Raw genomic sequence first — 15,817 nt, forward strand, 5'->3', positions numbered from 1 at the left:
GTCCGGACCAACCAGGGGTGGAGGGCGTGCCCGGCGGGCCGGGCACGCCGCCCGATGTCAGCTCTCGTACTCGGCGATCACGGTGGCGCGGGCCAGCGCGTGGAAGCCGAGCGTGCCGCTGATCGCCGCCGCCGAGGTGTCCGCGTCCAGGCCGATCGAGTCGACGCCCAGGGCGTGCACGGTGAAGACGTACCGATGCGGGCCGTGGCCGGGCGGCGGGGCCGCGCCGCCGAAGTCGCGGGTGCCGTAGTCGTTGCGGCCGTGCACCGCGCCCTCCGGCAGGCCGGGGAACTCGCCGGTGCCCGCGCCGGACGCCAACTCGGTGACGGTCCCCGGGAGATCGAACAGCAGCCAGTGCCACCAGCCGGAGCCGGTCGGCGCGTCCGGGTCGAAGCAGGTCACCGCGAAGCTCTTGGTCTCCGCCGGAAATCCGGACCAGCTGAGCTGCGGCGAGCGGTTTCCGCCCTGGTAGACCTGCTCCTCGCCCAGTCGGCCCCCGTCCGTCACCTCCTCGCTGACCAGGGTGAACGTGGGGACCGGGCGCAGGAATGTGTGCGGCAGCGGCGGTCGGTCGGATGCGGTCATGGGTGTTCCCCCGAGGGTGGTGCGTCGATGGATGCCCCGCGACCTTAGTGGGCCGCCGTCCGTTCGCCAAGATCCCCTTTTTTGCGTGCGAGGGCTGATCGCCCGTCGGGCCGGGAGGTGCGAAATTCGCTTGCGGCGCAACGGAATTGGTCGAGACCTTTGAGGGTTGCCTGCCGTCGTCGCCGAAGGAGTCCGCGCCGTGGACGGGATCTTCGCCCGGGAGTACCGGGCGGTCACCGCCTGCTTCACCGCCATCATGTTCCTGACCGGGTTCGCTGCCCTGGCCGTGGTGCCCACCCTGCCGACCGCCGCCGCCGACCTGCACGGCGTCGCGCTGTTTCCGCTGGTCGCCGGGTGTTTCGTGGCGGCCAGCCTGCTCGGTGGCGTCCTCGGCGGCACCTGGTCGGACCGCGCCGGAGCCCGCGACCCGCTCGCCGCCGGCCTGGTGCTCACCGTCCTCACCCTGCTGGTCTCCGCCGCCAGCACCTCCATCTGGCAACTCGCCGCCGGACGCTTCCTGGACGGCCTCGCCGCCGGCATGGCCGCCGTCGCGATCAACGCGGCCATCGGGCAGGCCTACCCGGAACGGCTCCAGCCCCGGGTGCTCGCGCTGATGAGCGCCTGCTGGGTGATCCCCTCGCTGGTCGGGCCGCCGATCGCCGGACTGGTCTCCGAACTCTGGTCCTGGCGTGTCGTGTTCTACGGCCTGGCCGTGCTGACCGCGCTCCCCACCGTCCTGCTGGTCCCGATCCTGCGCCGCCACACCCTGCCGCGCACGCTCGACGAGCACCCGCCGCGACCGCCCCTGCTGATCGCCGCCGTGGTCAGCGTCGCCGCCGCACTCGGCCAGTACGGCGTGTCCGGCTGGGACGCCCGCCACCTGCTCTTCGTCGCCGTCGGCGCCGCGCTGCTGATCGCCTTCGCCCCGCGCCTGCTCCCCACCGGCACCTGGCGGGCACTGCGCGGCCTGCCCACCACGGTGCTGCTGCGCGGCCTCTCCTCCGGGACGTTCTTCACCCTGGAGGCGTACGTCCCGCTCCTGCTGATCACCGAACGGCACGTCAACCCGGTGATCAGCGGCTTCGCCTTCACCGGCGCAGCGATCGCCTGGGCGGCGGGCTCCTGGGCGCAGGGCCGGCTCTTCCGGCACACCCCCCGGCACCGGGTGGTCGCCCTCGGCGCCCTGGTGATGTCCGCCGCTGTCGCCCTCGCCGTCCTCGGCACCCTCCCCGCGATGCCGGCCCTCACCGCCGCCCCCGCGATGCCGATCGCCGCGATCGGCATGGGCCTGCTCTCCCCGGCCCTCACCGTCCTCTCGCTCACCCACAGCCCCGTCGGCCGCGAGGGCCACACCAGCAGCGCCATGCAGACCAACCAGAACCTCGGCCAGGTCGGCGTCCTCGCCCTCGCGTCCGCCGTCCTCAACACCTGCCTGGCCCTGGGCGCCACCCAACTGATCGGCTATGCAACGGCGTTCACGCTGCTCGCGGTGCCGGTGGCGCTGCTCGTCGTACTGGCCGGACGGGCCCGCGCGGCCGGCGTCGGCTGAGGTCAGGCGGGCCGGGGGCGGTGGGTGGTGGCGATGGCGGAGAGGTCGTGCTCGGCGAGGGCGGGGTCGGCGAGCAGGGTGGTGCGGGCGGCCTGGAGGACGGGTCCGCCGTTGGCGAGGGTCAGGTCCTTCGCGGCAAGGCGGATCGGGAAGTCGGCCTCCGTGCTCCCGGCCCGGGCCATGATGCCGGCGAGCGGGCCGGCGGACAGCGCGCGACGCGCCAACTCCTCGGAGACGCCCAGCTGTTCGGCGACGGTGAGCGCCTCGCCGACGGCGGTCACCGACGCGACGACCGCGCCCATCACCACCAGCTTGAGCGCCGCGCCCGCGCCGGGGCCGCCGCAGCGGAGGACCCGGCCGAGGCGTTCCAGGACGGGCTGGGCCCGGTCCAGATCCGCCGCCTCGCCGCCCGCGTACACCACCAGGTCGCCGGTCGCGGCGGGGCCGACGCTGCCCAGCACAGGGGCGTCCACCATCGTTACCCCGTCCGGGAGTTGAGCGCGCAGCCCGGCCGCGGCCTGCGGGCCGATCGAGGACATCTCGATCCACAGCGTGCCGGGCTCCAGGGCCGGGAGGAACCGCTTCGCGACCTCGGCCACCGCCGCCGGGTCGGACAGCATGGTGACGACGACCCCGGCACCGCGTACGGCCTCCGCCGGGGCGGCGGCCTCGCGGAGGCCCTCGGCCCGGCCCGGCGTGCGGTTCCACACCGCCAACTCCGGCGTGGTGCCCGCGAGTCGGCGGGCCATCGGGAGGCCCATCCGGCCGAGTCCGAGAAAGGCAATGCGCTCCGTGATCTCCATGGCCGCCACGCTAGGGGCGGCCCAGGCAGGCGACAAGCGAATGTCTCGCATGGTAACCATGCCGAATGGACATGGCTTGGCTCGACGTCTTCCGCACCGCCGCCCGGCTCGGCTCGTTCACCGCGACGGGGGAGCAGCTGGGGTTCACCCAGTCCGCGATCTCCCGCCAAATCTCCACCCTGGAAGCCGAGTTCGGCGTCCCGCTGTTCGACCGGCTGGCCCGCGGAGTGCGGCTCACCGAGCACGGGCAGGCCCTGCTGCCGCACGCCGAAGCGATGCTGGACCGGCTGGACGGCACCCGCCGCGACCTCACCGCGCTGACTCAACTCGCCTCCGGGCACCTCCGGTTGGGCGCGTTCGACAGCGCCAACGCGGCCCTCGTCCCGGCCGCGCTGGCCGCGTTCCGGGCCGCACATCCCGGCATCGCGCTCACCCTCACCGAGGGGCTGTCCGCGCAGCTGCTGGAACTGCTCGCGGAGGGCGCGATCGACCTCGCACTTGTCACCGCCTACCCGGAACACCCGTACGACACCGAGCAGTTCGAGCTCCACCGGATCGCCGACGACCCGGTGCTGGTGGCCCTGCCGCGCGGACACCGGCTGGCCCGGCGCCGCCGCCTGCGACTGGCCGACCTCGCCGAAGAGCCGTGGATCACCGCCAGCCGCCGCATCGAGACCACCCTGCTCGCCGCCTGCGCCCGCAGCGGCTTCCAGCCCCGGGTCGAGTACGAGGTGGCCGGCTGGACGGCCAAACTCGGCCTGGTGGCAGCCGGGTTGGGCATCACCCTGATCCCGTCCCTGGCCGCCCGCGCCGCCCGCCCGGACCTCGCCCTCGTCCCGCTGCACCCGGACGACACCCCGGTCCGCCACGTCCACACCGCCACCCGCCGGGGCCACCGATCCGCACCGGCGGTCACGGCCTTCCTCCCCCTGCTGCGCGCCGCAGCCGCCGAGTGAAGGGGTGGTCAGGCCGTCTCTCCACCCGGGGCATCCGCAGCAGCGGCTGGACGGCCCGGCAGTACTCGTCCACGCCCTCCTCCCGCGAAAGCCCGACGCCCGCCCTGTCGGGCCCTACCGTGTCGGCATGACCGGAAGACCTCGCACGTTCGCCTACGTCGGCCCGCCCGAACTGCTCGCCCGCGCAGACCGAAGCACCCTCGGCCGCGCCATTCCCGCCCTCGCCGAACTCGACTGCTGGCTGGCGGAGTTGGCGCCCGCCGAGCGCGACGAGCCGGTCACCTACGTGGTCGACCCCACCGGCACGCTGCGGCTGGCACCGCGCCGCAGCGAGCACGTCGCGTGCGCCGGCGGGGCGGACGTCCTGGCGGCCGGTGAGATCCGCTTCGCCCGGCAGGACGGCGGCGGATGGGTGGTCCGCGAGATCAGCAACCTGTCCACCGGCTACTGCCCGGACCTGGACAGCTGGCCGGCCGCCGCCGACGCCCTCGACCGGGCCGGCCTCACCGCCCGGCCGGACGGGTTCACCCATGCGTGCGCCTTCCGCCGCTGCCCGGCGTGCGCACAGATCAACCTGGTCAAGGACGATGACCTGACCTGCGCCGTCTGCGAGACCGCCCTCCCCACGGAGTGGAACCTTGCCGCACCGCGCCCGGCCGCAGCCGTGATCGACCTGCCGCTGCCGCCGGACGACTGGGCCGTCGAACTCGCCGCCACCCTCCGGGCGGTCGACAACGCGCCGTTCCTGCAGGCCGTTTCGTCCCGCGAGGTGCAGGTCCACCACCGTTCCGCCACCACCCTCGTGGCGGCACCCCGCCCGCACGGCGGCCCCGAGCCGACCTGGAGCCTGCTGGTTCGCGCCGCCCACCAGAGCTTCTGCGCGCACCTCCCGCTCAGCCTCGCGCCGGACGTCCTCTGGTACGCCGTGGTGCACGAGGTGGCGATCCACGTGCGGCTCAACTCCGAGACGTACGCCGGGATCTTCACCGACACGCCCGCGCACCAGCAGGAGATCGCAGTCCAGGACGACAGCCTGCTCGCCCCGGATCCGGACTGGAGCCGGTCGATCCGGCTGGTGCTCGAACCGCTGCGCGAGAAACTCGGCGCGGAGGTCACCGACCTCTTCCTGCCCCGCTTCAGCACCACCACCCCGGACGACCTGTCCTCGGCCCTGGTGGCGCTGATGTCCGTGGTCGGCCCGTACTACCGCTTCACCTGGACGACCCTGTGCGGCATCCCGCGGATCCGCCTGGAGGGCACCGCCGAGGACTGGCAGCTGCTCGCCGGCCGGGTCGAATCCCTCGCGGCCCGGTTCGACGGCCTGCGCCCCTGGTTCGACGCCTTGCGCCCCGTCCTCGCCGAGATTGCCCGTACCGCCGCCGGCGGGCCCGTCGACGAGGACTTCTGGCGCTCGTTCTACAAGTGGAAGTCGCATTCCGGCGGCGAATCCGTCACCGGCTGGATCACCGCCCTGTTCGCCCACACCCAGACCCCGGACGGCCCGCAGCCCAAGACGTCCTTCGACTGGCAGGGCGGAAGGAGCTACCAGCAGAAAGACTTCCCGTCCCACGTCTCCAGCGCCCCGTTCCGCTGGCAGCGCCCGGACGGCGAGCGCGAGATGACGTTCCTGGCCGGCCTGCTCGGCCTCGAACGCGACGGCGAGTACCTCCGCCCGCGCCTCGCCCACGCCGTCCTGGAACTCCTCCCGGACTGGCCCCACCCCGCCGACCACCTGCTCCCGGACGGCTGGACCCACGCCCGGCTCCGCGAAGTCACCGGCGACCCCGTCGCCCGGGCCCTCCCCCTCGACCGGACGGTCACCGACGACGACCCCACCCGAACCGGCGCCTTCGAGCCCAGCCACATCGTCCAGGTCGGCTCGGACTACTTCGTCCGGTCGGCGTCCGACGGCCGCTGGCACCTCGGGGAATCCCTCCCCGACACCGGGGAGATCGAGGTCTACGACCGCTTCGGCCCGGACCTGGACGAGGCGCTGGGGTACCGCGACTGATCGATCACCGGGAACGGCCCTGCGCCTGGCGGAGCGTCAGGGCCAGACCAGGCAGTACAGCTGGTGCCCCGCCTCGTGCAGGCGGGAGGCGAAGTCCTGCCACTCGTGCAGCATCTGGTAGATGACGAAGGCGTCCCGCGGGCCGCGGCGGTCGGGGACGGTGGACCAGATGAACGCGGCGGCGCCGAGCTCGGGTTCGTCGGCCTTGCGGAGCGGTTCGACGACGGTGTGCGGGAGTTGGACCACCGCGTAGTCGGGGTGCAGGACCACCAGTTCGAGCGGCGGGACGTGGTGCAGCGGGACGCCCTGAATGCCCGTGAGGACCATCGCGCTCATCGTCTCGGGCTTGATCTTGGTGGAGAGGTGCCCGTTGCCGGAGCCACTGGTCTCCATCAGGTCGCCGAGCCGGCCCAGGGCGCCGAGCTCACCGGCGTCGAGGCCGAGGCCACCGGGGCCGAGGGCGGTGGGGACTCTGGCGGCGGTGGCGCGGTCCGGTGCGCCGAAGTACTTGTAGGTGACCCCCACTCTGCCCTCGCCCCTCCTTCCCCTGCCCGCTTCCCTGCCCCCGCCGGTCTCGTCCGGCCTGCGGGTACGCTCCGCGGCCTCGTCGAAACCGTCCTGCCTCTCGGACACTCGGACCATCCTCACCGGAACTCGCCGGAATCGACAGACCCCCGCATGTCCGACTTTCCCTCCGGACATGCCCCTTACCCGTCTGCTTGCGCGCTACACGAGCGCGCGCTACACGACCTTACCTTCGCCACGGGCAGTGAGGGGAGCAGCACACGGATCATCGTTCCAGATGATCGGGCCCGACATGCAGAACGCAAAGACACGATTTGAGACCATGTTCGGGTAAGAGAGGCTCCAGGCCACCCCGCGGACCCAACGGATGAGCGAGCAGATGAGCTACCCGTACGAAGCACCCCAGTCCCAGTCGCTGTTCGAGCGCGCCTTGGCGGTCACCCCCGGCGGCGTCAACTCGCCGGTGCGGGCCTTCCGCGCGGTCGGCGGCACGCCCCGGTTCATGGTGTCGGGCAGCGGCCCGTACCTGACCGACGCCGATGGCCGCGAATACGTGGACCTGGTGTGTTCCTGGGGCCCGATGCTGCTGGGCCACTCGCACCCGGCGGTGATCGAGGCCGTGCAGCAGGCGGTTTCCCGCGGCACCTCGTTCGGCACGCCCGGTCAGGGCGAGGTCGAGCTCGGCGAGGAGATCGTCGCCCGGATCGCCCCGGTCGAGCAGGTCCGCCTGGTCTCCAGCGGCACCGAGGCCACCATGTCGGCGATCCGGCTGGCCCGCGGCTTCACGGGCCGCGCCAAGGTGGTCAAGTTCGCGGGCTGCTACCACGGTCATGTGGACGCGCTGCTGGCCGCCGCCGGGTCCGGCGTGGCCACCTTCGGCCTGCCGGACACCCCGGGCGTCACCGGCGCGCAGGCCGGCGACACCATCGTGCTGCCGTACAACGACCTGGAGGCGGTGCGCGCCGCGTTCGCCGCGCACCCCGGCGAGATCGCCTGCGTGATCACCGAGGCCTCGCCCGGCAACATGGGCGTCGTCCCGCCGCTGCCCGGCTTCAACGGCGGCCTGGCCGAACTGTGCCGGGAGAACGGCGCGTTGTTCATCTCCGACGAGGTGATGACCGGCTTCCGCGTCTCCAAGGCCGGCTGGTACGGGCTGGAGGCCGCCCGCGAGGGCTGGGCGCCGGACCTGCTGACCTTCGGCAAGGTGATGGGCGGCGGCTTCCCGGCCGCGGCGTTCGGCGGCCGCGCCGACGTGATGGCGCACCTCGCCCCGGCCGGCCCGGTCTACCAGGCGGGCACCCTGTCCGGTAACCCGATCGCCACCGCCGCCGGCCTGGCCCAGCTGCGCAACTGCACCGACGAGGTCTACGCCACCGTCGACAAGGTCGCCGCCGAGGTGTCCGGCCTGGTCACCGAGGCGCTCACCAAGGAGGGCGTGGCGCACCGCCTGCAGACCGCGGGCAACATGTTCTCGGTCTTCTTCACCGACCAGCAGGTCACCAACTACGACGAGGCCCGCCGCCAGCAGGCGTTCCGCTTCAACGGTTTCTTCCACTCGATGCTGAGCCAGGGCGTCTACCTGCCGCCGTCGGCGTTCGAGTCCTGGTTCGTCTCGGCCGCGCACGACGCGCGCGCGATCGAGCGGATCGCCGCCGCCCTGCCCGCCGCCGCCCGTGCCGCCGCCGAGGCCACCGAGGAGTCGAAGTGAGCGAGAAGAAGGACATCACCGTCGTCCACGTGATGCGGCACGGCGAGGTGCACAACCCGGAGGGCGTGCTGTACGGCCGGCTGCCGGGCTATCACCTCTCCGAGCTGGGGCGGCAGATGGCCGAGCGGGTGGCCGACCACCTGAAGGACCGTGACATCACCCACGTGGTGGCCTCTCCGCTGGAGCGCGCCCAGGAGACCGCCGAGCCGATCGCCAAGGCGCACGGCCTGACCGTCGCGGCCGACCCGCGGCTGATCGAGGCGGAGAACATCTTCGAGGGCAAGACCTTCGGCGTCGGCGACGGCTCGCTGCGCAACCCGGCGTACTGGAAGTACCTGACCAACCCGTTCAAGCCGTCCTGGGGCGAGCCGTACATCGACCAGGTGGTGCGGATGATGGGCGCGATCGCCGGCGCCCGGGACGCCGCGCGCGGGCACGAGGCGGTGTGCGTCAGCCACCAGCTGCCGATCTGGATCCTGCGCTCGTTCGCCGAGCGCCGCCGCCTGTGGCACGACCCGCGCCGCCGGCAGTGCTCGCTCGCTTCGCTGACCAGCTTCACCTACGAGGGTGACCGGATCGTCTCGATCGGCTACCGCGAGCCGGCCCGCGACCTGCTGCCGGCCCACCTGGTGGGCAAGGGCAAGAAGGGCGACAAGCCGGTCGGGAAGAGCTTCGGGGCGTAGCTCACATTGATGGTGCTCAGGTAAGCCTGGCCTGCCTGGAAAATGCCCGAATTAAGACGATCATAAATAAAGTATTCGCAGGTCAGAGGGGGTCCGGTCATCAACGCCGGACCCCCCTAAAACGGGCCGAAGAGCCATGCGAAACTTTTCACATGTCTTGGACGTCCAGCCGCCGCGCCCGCCTCACCGCCGCCCTCGGCGCGGCCACCGCCCTGGCCCTCACCGGGTGCTCCAGCTCCGGCTCCGGAGGCGGCTCGGTCGGCTTCATCACCGGCAAGGGCGGCATCGACACCGCCGCCGCCGGTCACCGGGTGGACGCTCCGGACATCAGCGGCACCGGGCTGGACAGCACCGCGCTCAAGCTCTCCGACTACCGCGGCAAGGTGGTCGTCCTCAACATCTGGGGCTCCTGGTGCAGCCCCTGCCGGGCCGAGGCCAAGGGCCTGCAGGAGAGCTCCCAGAAGTTCGGCGACCAGGTGCAGTTCCTCGGCATCAACACCCGGGACACCGACCCCGCCAACGCGGTCGCGTTCGAGAAGAACTTCGGGATCACCTACCCGAGCATCTACGACCCGGACGGCACCCAGATCCTCAAGTTCCCCAAGGGCAGCCTCAACCCGCAGTCCATCCCGACCACCATCGTGATCGACAAGGACGGCAAGCTGGCCGCCCGCGCGATGCGCGCGATGTCCAGCGAGGACCTCGACAAGATGGTCGAACCGGTCCTCGCGGAGTCCAAGTGAGCGCCGCCCTGGCGGCGGCCGGGGTCGGCTACAACGACACCGTCGGCAGCGGCGCCCTGCTGGCCGCCCTGCCGATCGCGCTGGCCGCCGGTCTACTCTCGTTCTTCTCGCCGTGCGTGCTGCCGCTGGTGCCCGGCTACCTCAGCTACGTCACCGGCTTCTCCGCCGCCGACCTCTCCGACGCCCGCGGCGCGCGCCGCGGCCGGATGCTGGCCGGCTCGCTGCTGTTCGTGCTCGGTTTCGCGGTGGTCTTCGTCTCCACCGGCCTGCTGTTCGGCTCCTTCGGGCAGACCCTGCAGGAGCACAAGCGGGTCATCTCGATCGTGATGGGCTCGCTCACCGTGCTGATGGGCCTGGCCTTCATGGGACTGCTGCCCGGCTTCACCATGCGCGAGCTGCGTTCGCACCGCCGTCCCGCGGTCGGCCTGGCCGGCGCCCCGCTGCTCGGCGTGGTGTTCGGCCTGGGCTGGACGCCGTGCATCGGCCCGACCATGGCCGCCATCCAGTCGCTGGCGTTCAACCAGGCCAGCGCCGGGCGTGGCGCGTTGCTGATGGCCGTTTACTGCCTCGGCCTCGGCGTACCGTTCGTCCTGGCCGCGCTGGCCTTCCGCAAGGCGCTGGGTGCCTTCGGCTGGGTCAAGCGCCACTACCAGTGGGTGATGCGGATCGGCGGCGGCATGCTCGTCGCCGTCGGCCTGGCCCTGGTGACGGGGGCGTGGGACGCGCTGGTCAACCAGCTCCAGTACCTCACCCAGAACTTCTCGATCGGAATCTGAGCCGTGAGCGACACCAAGACCAGCCCCCAGCCGGCCGACGCCGCGGACCCGGACTCCCCGGACGTCGAGCGGCTCAGTACCGCACCCGAGGAAGGCGAGATCCCGACCGGCAGCATAGGCGTCACCGGCTGGCTGCGCTGGGTCTGGCGGCAGCTCACCTCGATGCGGGTCGCCCTGCTGCTGCTGTTCCTGCTGTCGCTGGCGGCCATCCCCGGCTCGCTGGTCCCGCAGGAGGGCCCCGACACGATGAAGCTGGTGGCGTGGAAGGAGGCCCACAAGGGCATCACGCCGCTGTTCGAGAAGCTCCAGGTCTTCCACGTCTACAGCTCGTCCTGGTTCTCGGCGATCTACATCCTGCTGTTCATCTCGCTGGCCGGCTGCATCGTCCCGCGTACCTGGCAGTTCGTCGGCGTGCTGCGCTCGCAGCCCCCTGCGGCCCCGCGCAACCTGACCCGGATGCCGGTGTACGCGGCCTGGCACAGCGGTGCCGACCCGGAGACCGTGCACGCCGCCGCCCACGCGCTGCTGAAGAAGCGCGGCTTCCGGGCCCACGCCAACGGCAAGTCGGTCGCCGCCGAGAAGGGCTACCTGCGCGAGGTCGGCAACCTGCTGTTCCACTTCTCGCTGTTCGCGCTGCTGATCGGCGTCGCCTGGGCCGGCGTGGCCTCCGGCTCCGCCAGCAAGCTGGTGCTGGAGGGCCAGGGCTACTCCAACACCACCACCCAGATCGACGACTTCTACGGCTCGCAGTTCTACGGCGTGAACGACCTGGACAAGTTCGGCTTCAAGCTGGACGGCTTCACCGCCCGCTACCAGGAGACCGGCCCGCAGACCGGCACCGCCCGGCAGTTCACCGCCAACGTCCGTTACTGGACGGGCGACGACGCGACCAAGCTGACGAAGTCCACCATCGAGGTCAACCACCCGCTGGAGATCGGCGGCTCCAAGGTCTACCTGATCGGCCACGGCTACGCCCCGGTGGTGACGGTCAGGAACGCCAAGGACGAGATCGTCTTCCGCGGCCCGACGCCGTTCCTGCCGCTCGACGCCAACATGAAGTCGCGGGGCGTGGTCAAGGTCAACGACTACGGCCTCGACGCCAACGGCAACAAGACCCAGCTGGCCTTCCAGGGCTTCTTCCTGCCGACCGCGGCGCCGAACTTCCAGCAGACCGGTCCGGTCTCGCTGTTCCCGGGCCCCGCGAACCCGGAGCTGGTGATCAACGCCTACGCCGGCGACCTGCGCACCGACAGCGGCCTGCCGCAGAACGTGTACCAGCTGGACGACAAGGCGATGACCCAGCTGAAGAGGGACGGCGACATCGCCAAGGCCCGCCTCAAGGTCGGCGAGAAGTGGGAGCTGCCCGACAACTACGGCTCGCTCACCTACGACGGCTACCAGCAGTGGGCGACGTTCACCATCTCGCACCACCCCGGCAACTCCGTCGCGCTGGTCGGCGCGGTCGCCGCGATCCTCGGCCTGATCGGCTCGCTGTTCGTCCAGCGCCGCCGGATCTGGGTCCGGGCCACCACCGGCGCCGACGGCCGCACCCTGGTCGAGGTGGCCGGGCTGGGCCGCAGCGAGTCCGCCCGCACCGCCGAGGAGCTGGCCGAGCTCGCCGTCGAGCTGCAGAACGACGCCCCGGCCACCGACGAGGAACCGGCCCCCGCCGGCCCCGCCGACGACACCGCTGACGACGACGCACCGACTGCGGCCGACTCCCCGGCCGCAGCCGCCCCCACCGCCCCGGAAACCAAGGAGTAGACGGTGCTGCTCGCGCAGGTCAACCATGAGTTGGCCGATATCTCCAACAAGCTGGTCTACTCGGCCATGGCCGTCTACACCTTGGCCATGTTCGCTCAGATGTTCGAGTGGACGTTCGGTGCCAAGGGCGGCGTCGCCGTCCGCTCCCGGCAGCAGGCCACCCTCGGGGAGTCGGTCAGCGACTCCACCGACGCGGCGAAGGGCGTGCGCAAGGTCAGCGTCACGGTGGCCTCGCAGGGCGGCGGCACCGCCACCCTGACCCGCACCGCGCTGGCCGACGCCGGCGCCACCACGGTGACCAGCGGCCGCGGCGACGACACCCCGGCCGACGGCCTCGGCCCGGCCGGCAGCAGCGAGAAGGCCGACGTGGCCGGCCGGATCGCGGTCTCGCTGACCGTGCTCGGCATGCTGCTGCACATCGGTGGCGTGGTCACCCGCGGCCTGTCGGTGATGCGCTGGCCGTGGGGCAACATGTACGAGTTCTCCGTCGCGTTCGGCCTGATGATGGTCGCTTCGTACGTCGTGCTGCTGGCCACCAAGAAGAACGTGCGCTGGCTCGGCCTGCCCGTGGTGATCGCGGTCCTGCTGATCCTCGGCGTCGCCGTCAGCGTGCTGTACACCGAGTCCGAGCAGCTCGTCCCGGCGCTGCACTCCTACTGGCTGGGCATCCACGTCTCCACCGCGACGATCTGCGGCGGCGCCCTCTTCGCGGCGGCCGTCGCCACCGGTGCCTACCTGCTCAAGGACCGCTACGAGCACCGGATCGCGGCCGGCCTGACCGTCCGGGCCGCCAACTTCATGGACCGGCTGCCCGCGGCGAGCACCCTGGACAAGCTGTCCTACCGGATCAACGCCCTGGTCTTCCCGCTGTGGACGTTCACCATCATCGCGGGCGCGATCTGGGCCGAGGCCGCCTGGGGCAAGTACTGGGAGTGGGACCCGAAGGAGACCTGGTCGTTCATCACCTGGGTCGCCTACGCCGCCTACCTGCACGCCCGGGCCACCGCCGGCTGGCGCGGACGCAAGGCCGCCTACCTGGCCCTGCTCGCCTTCGCCTGCTGGCTGTTCAACTTCTACGGCGTCAACATCTTCGTCACCGGCAAGCACTCGTACGCCGGTATCTGACGCCCCGCCCCACCTGCTCCACCATCCCCTGATCCACCCCCGAGATCCACAAAGCCGCGAGGAGGGCCGCACCATGGAGTGCGACGAGGTCATCATGACCGTCCGAATCACCGCAGCGGAACGTGCGCTGCTGCGACGGCTCGCCCAGGGCCATCACAGCGATGTCTCCGAGGTCGTCGCCGACGGCCTGCTGGACGTTCTGCCCACGCTGCACTGCCCGGCGGACGCCCACCGGCTGCTCGCCGCGCTCGCCACCCCGGCGCCCTGCGCGCTCACGGTGTGGCTGCCGACCGAGCTCGCCGACCTGCTCACCATCGCCACCGCGCGGATCGCCCACTCCACCGGCGTCCGCCTCGGCTCGTCCTGCATCATGCTCGGGGCCGCGGTGCGGCTCTGGCTGGCCCAGGACCCGCAGCGGCTGGCGGCCAACCTCATCACCATGCACGCCGGCCGCCCTGCGGCGCTGGCCGCGGCGTAGCAGCACGCAACACGCGAGGGGCTCCGGAGGCACTGCCTCCGGAGCCCCTCGCGTGTTCACGCTTACGCGGCCTGCTGCCAGCTGACCGGGGAGAAGTACGCCGGGCGGCGCTCGATCCGGGACCAGGTGGCGATCGGCTCGACGACCTGGTTGGCGGCGGCGACCGCCGAGGCCTGCGCGGCGCGGGCGGCCAGCACGGCGGTCAGGGCGGCGAGCTCCTCGACGGACAGCGAGCCGCGGACGATGCGGACGAGAGGTTCGTTCATGGTTCCTGTTTCTCCCCCAGGCTGGCGGCTGAACGGTGGTGTCGGGCGCGACGCACCGGTTACATCGGCGGGTTGCCGTGCTTGCGGCTCGGCAGGTCGGCGTGCTTGGTGCGGAGCATGGCCAGCGAGGAGGCCAGCACGGCCCGGGTCTCCGCGGGGTCGATGACGTCGTCGACGAGGCCGCGCTCGGCCGCGTAGTACGGGTGCATCAGCTCGCTCTTGTACTCCTTGATCTTCTGCGCGCGCATCGCCTCGGGGTCTTCGGCCCCGTTGATGTCACGGCGGAAGATCACGTTGGCGGCGCCCTCGGCGCCCATCACGGCGATCTCGTTGGTCGGCCAGGCGAAGGACAGGTCCGCGCCGATCGAGCGGGAGTCCATCACGATGTACGCGCCGCCGTAGGCCTTGCGCAGGATCAGCTGGATGCGCGGCACGGTGGCGTTGCAGTACGCGTACAGCAGCTTGGCGCCGTGCCGGATGATGCCGTCGTGCTCCTGGTCCACGCCGGGCAGGAAGCCGGGCACGTCCAGCATGGTCACCAGCGGGATGTTGAACGCGTCGCACATCTGCACGAAGCGCGCGGACTTCTCGGAGGCGTTGATGTCCAGCACGCCGGCCAGCGACTGCGGCTGGTTGGCGATGATGCCGACCACGTGGCCGTCCACCCGGGCCAGCGCGCAGATCACGTTGGTCGCCCAGCGCTCGTGGACCTCGAGGTACTCGCCGTGGTCGACGATCTCCTCGATCACCTTGCGCATGTCGTACGGCCGGTTGCCGTCGGCCGGGACGAGGTCCAGCAGCGAGTCGTTGCGGCGGTCCACCGGGTCGTCGTTGGCGACGGTCGGCGGCATCTCGCGGTTGTTCTGCGGCAGCAGCGAGAGCAGGTAGCGGACCTCTTCGATGCAGGACTGCTCGTCGTCGTAGACGAAGTGCGAGACACCGGACACCGAGGAGTGGACGTCGGCGCCGCCGAGGCCGTTCTGGGTGATCTTCTCGCCGGTGACGGCCTGGACCACGTCCGGGCCGGTGATGAACATCTGCGAGGTCTCGCGGACCATGAACACGAAGTCGGTCAGCGCGGGGGAGTACGCGGCGCCACCGGCGCACGGGCCGAGCATCACCGAGATCTGCGGGATCACGCCGGAGGCGCGGGTGTTGCGCTGGAAGATGCCGCCGTAACCGGCCAGCGCGGTGACACCCTCCTGGATGCGGGCGCCGGCGCCGTCGTTCAGCGAGACCAGCGGGGCACCGGCCGCGATGGCCATGTCCATGATCTTGTGGATCTTCTGCGCGTGGGCCTCGCCCAGCGCGCCACCGAAGATCCGGAAGTCGTGGGCGTAGGTGAAGACGGTACGGCCGTGGACGGTGCCCCAGCCGACGATCACGCCGTCGGTGTGCGGCTTCTTCGCCTCCAGGCCGAAACCCTGCGCGCGGTGCCGGCGCAGCGGCTCGACCTCGCGGAACGAACCCTCGTCCAGCAGCAGCTCGATCCGCTCCCGGGCGGTCAGCTTGCCCTTGGCGTGCTGCGCCTCGGTGGCCTTCTCGCTCGGACCCCGGCGGACCTGCTCGCGCAGCTCGTGAAGTTCGGTGACCCGGCTACGGGCATCGGCCGGAGCCTCGCCGCCGACCGGCGCATCGTGCAGGACCGTCATCTCGAACCTCTCCAAGGTCACGTGAGCCAGCGAACACCTCTTCTGTTACGACAGTACGAGCCAGTGCGCCCGCGTTTCGGCGTCGGTTCCGTACAAGGTCGGACGCCGATCGCTGTAGAGGACGCACAGAAGGGGGCGCACGGGCCTACCGCCGGGTCACTCCGGGCGGGTGCTGGGGGATACCCCCACCGGG

At 71.6% G+C, this 15,817-nt stretch carries 15 protein-coding genes; 10 read left to right on the forward strand and 5 right to left on the reverse strand.

Annotated features, from left to right (window positions below; genetic code table 11):
* Positions 1 to 57 precede the first annotated feature (57 nt).
* The gene (locus ACFYST_RS09270) at positions 58 to 585 is read right to left on the reverse strand and encodes a YbhB/YbcL family Raf kinase inhibitor-like protein (RefSeq protein WP_387861060.1); all 528 of its coding nucleotides are present in this window, start codon (positions 583 to 585) and stop codon (positions 58 to 60) included.
* 256 nt (positions 586 to 841) lie between these two features.
* On the opposite strand from ACFYST_RS09270, the gene ACFYST_RS09275 reads away from it, so the two are divergent.
* On the forward strand, positions 842 to 2,134 hold the full coding sequence (locus ACFYST_RS09275; RefSeq protein WP_387861119.1) for an MFS transporter: 1,293 nt from the start codon (positions 842 to 844) through the stop codon (positions 2,132 to 2,134).
* A gap of 2 nt (positions 2,135 to 2,136) precedes the next feature.
* On the opposite strand, the gene ACFYST_RS09280 is transcribed toward ACFYST_RS09275, so the two are convergent.
* Positions 2,137 to 2,937, reverse strand: coding sequence for an NAD(P)-dependent oxidoreductase (locus ACFYST_RS09280; RefSeq protein WP_387861061.1), 801 nt, complete (start codon positions 2,935 to 2,937; stop codon positions 2,137 to 2,139).
* Positions 2,938 to 3,002: 65 nt separating this feature from the next.
* Between ACFYST_RS09280 and ACFYST_RS09285 the strand changes: the two genes are divergently transcribed.
* Together ACFYST_RS09285 and ACFYST_RS09290 are read left to right on the forward strand one after the other, a co-directional pair.
* A complete protein-coding gene (locus ACFYST_RS09285; protein WP_387861063.1) occupies positions 3,003 to 3,893 on the forward strand; it encodes a LysR family transcriptional regulator in 891 nt (296 codons plus the stop codon).
* 127 nt (positions 3,894 to 4,020) lie between these two features.
* Positions 4,021 to 5,904 (forward strand): DUF4419 domain-containing protein, encoded by a 1,884-nt coding sequence (locus ACFYST_RS09290; RefSeq protein WP_387861065.1) that lies wholly within the window; start codon positions 4,021 to 4,023, stop codon positions 5,902 to 5,904.
* A gap of 36 nt (positions 5,905 to 5,940) precedes the next feature.
* Here ACFYST_RS09290 and ACFYST_RS09295 read toward each other — a convergent pair whose 3' ends face one another.
* Positions 5,941 to 6,546: a hypothetical protein gene (locus ACFYST_RS09295; protein ID WP_387644982.1), complete on the reverse strand. Its 606-nt coding sequence runs from the start codon at positions 6,544 to 6,546 to the stop codon at positions 5,941 to 5,943.
* A gap of 250 nt (positions 6,547 to 6,796) precedes the next feature.
* On the opposite strand from ACFYST_RS09295, the gene hemL reads away from it, so the two are divergent.
* The 7 genes from hemL (at position 6,797) to ACFYST_RS09330 (ending at position 13,706) form a co-directional block, all read left to right on the forward strand.
* Positions 6,797 to 8,137 carry a glutamate-1-semialdehyde 2,1-aminomutase gene (gene hemL / locus ACFYST_RS09300; protein WP_387861067.1) on the forward strand — a complete coding sequence of 447 codons (1,341 nt, stop codon included), beginning with the start codon at positions 6,797 to 6,799 and terminating at the stop codon, positions 8,135 to 8,137.
* 32 nt (positions 8,138 to 8,169) lie between these two features.
* Positions 8,170 to 8,820, forward strand: a complete 651-nt coding sequence (locus ACFYST_RS09305; RefSeq protein WP_387861120.1) for a histidine phosphatase family protein — start codon at positions 8,170 to 8,172, stop codon at positions 8,818 to 8,820.
* Between the two features lie 152 nt (positions 8,821 to 8,972).
* Positions 8,973 to 9,563, forward strand: coding sequence for a TlpA family protein disulfide reductase (locus tag ACFYST_RS09310; RefSeq protein WP_387861068.1), 591 nt, complete (start codon positions 8,973 to 8,975; stop codon positions 9,561 to 9,563).
* Positions 9,560 to 10,339, forward strand: a complete 780-nt coding sequence (locus ACFYST_RS09315) for a cytochrome c biogenesis CcdA family protein (RefSeq protein WP_387861070.1) — start codon at positions 9,560 to 9,562, stop codon at positions 10,337 to 10,339. Before ACFYST_RS09310 ends, ACFYST_RS09315 begins: the two co-directional genes overlap by 4 nt.
* Before the next feature lie 3 nt (positions 10,340 to 10,342).
* Complete coding sequence (locus ACFYST_RS09320; protein WP_387861072.1) at positions 10,343 to 12,103, forward strand: cytochrome c biogenesis protein ResB; 1,761 nt, start codon at positions 10,343 to 10,345, stop codon at positions 12,101 to 12,103.
* A gap of 3 nt (positions 12,104 to 12,106) precedes the next feature.
* Positions 12,107 to 13,228: a c-type cytochrome biogenesis protein CcsB gene (gene ccsB, locus ACFYST_RS09325; protein ID WP_387644252.1), complete on the forward strand. Its 1,122-nt coding sequence runs from the start codon at positions 12,107 to 12,109 to the stop codon at positions 13,226 to 13,228.
* A 73-nt stretch (positions 13,229 to 13,301) separates the two neighbouring features.
* Positions 13,302 to 13,706 (forward strand): hypothetical protein, encoded by a 405-nt coding sequence (locus ACFYST_RS09330; RefSeq protein ID WP_043914717.1) that lies wholly within the window; start codon positions 13,302 to 13,304, stop codon positions 13,704 to 13,706.
* Positions 13,707 to 13,768: 62 nt separating this feature from the next.
* On the opposite strand, the gene ACFYST_RS09335 is transcribed toward ACFYST_RS09330, so the two are convergent.
* Both ACFYST_RS09335 and ACFYST_RS09340 read right to left on the reverse strand, forming a co-directional pair.
* On the reverse strand, positions 13,769 to 13,972 hold the full coding sequence (locus ACFYST_RS09335; protein ID WP_387644255.1) for an acyl-CoA carboxylase epsilon subunit: 204 nt from the start codon (positions 13,970 to 13,972) through the stop codon (positions 13,769 to 13,771).
* A gap of 59 nt (positions 13,973 to 14,031) precedes the next feature.
* Complete coding sequence (locus tag ACFYST_RS09340; RefSeq protein WP_387644985.1) at positions 14,032 to 15,624, reverse strand: acyl-CoA carboxylase subunit beta; 1,593 nt, start codon at positions 15,622 to 15,624, stop codon at positions 14,032 to 14,034.
* Between the last annotated feature and the right edge of the window lie 193 nt (positions 15,625 to 15,817).

Origin of the sequence: Kitasatospora sp. NPDC004614 (genome assembly GCF_042873675.1) — a bacterium.
Taxonomy (GTDB): Bacteria; Actinomycetota; Actinomycetes; order Streptomycetales; family Streptomycetaceae; genus Kitasatospora.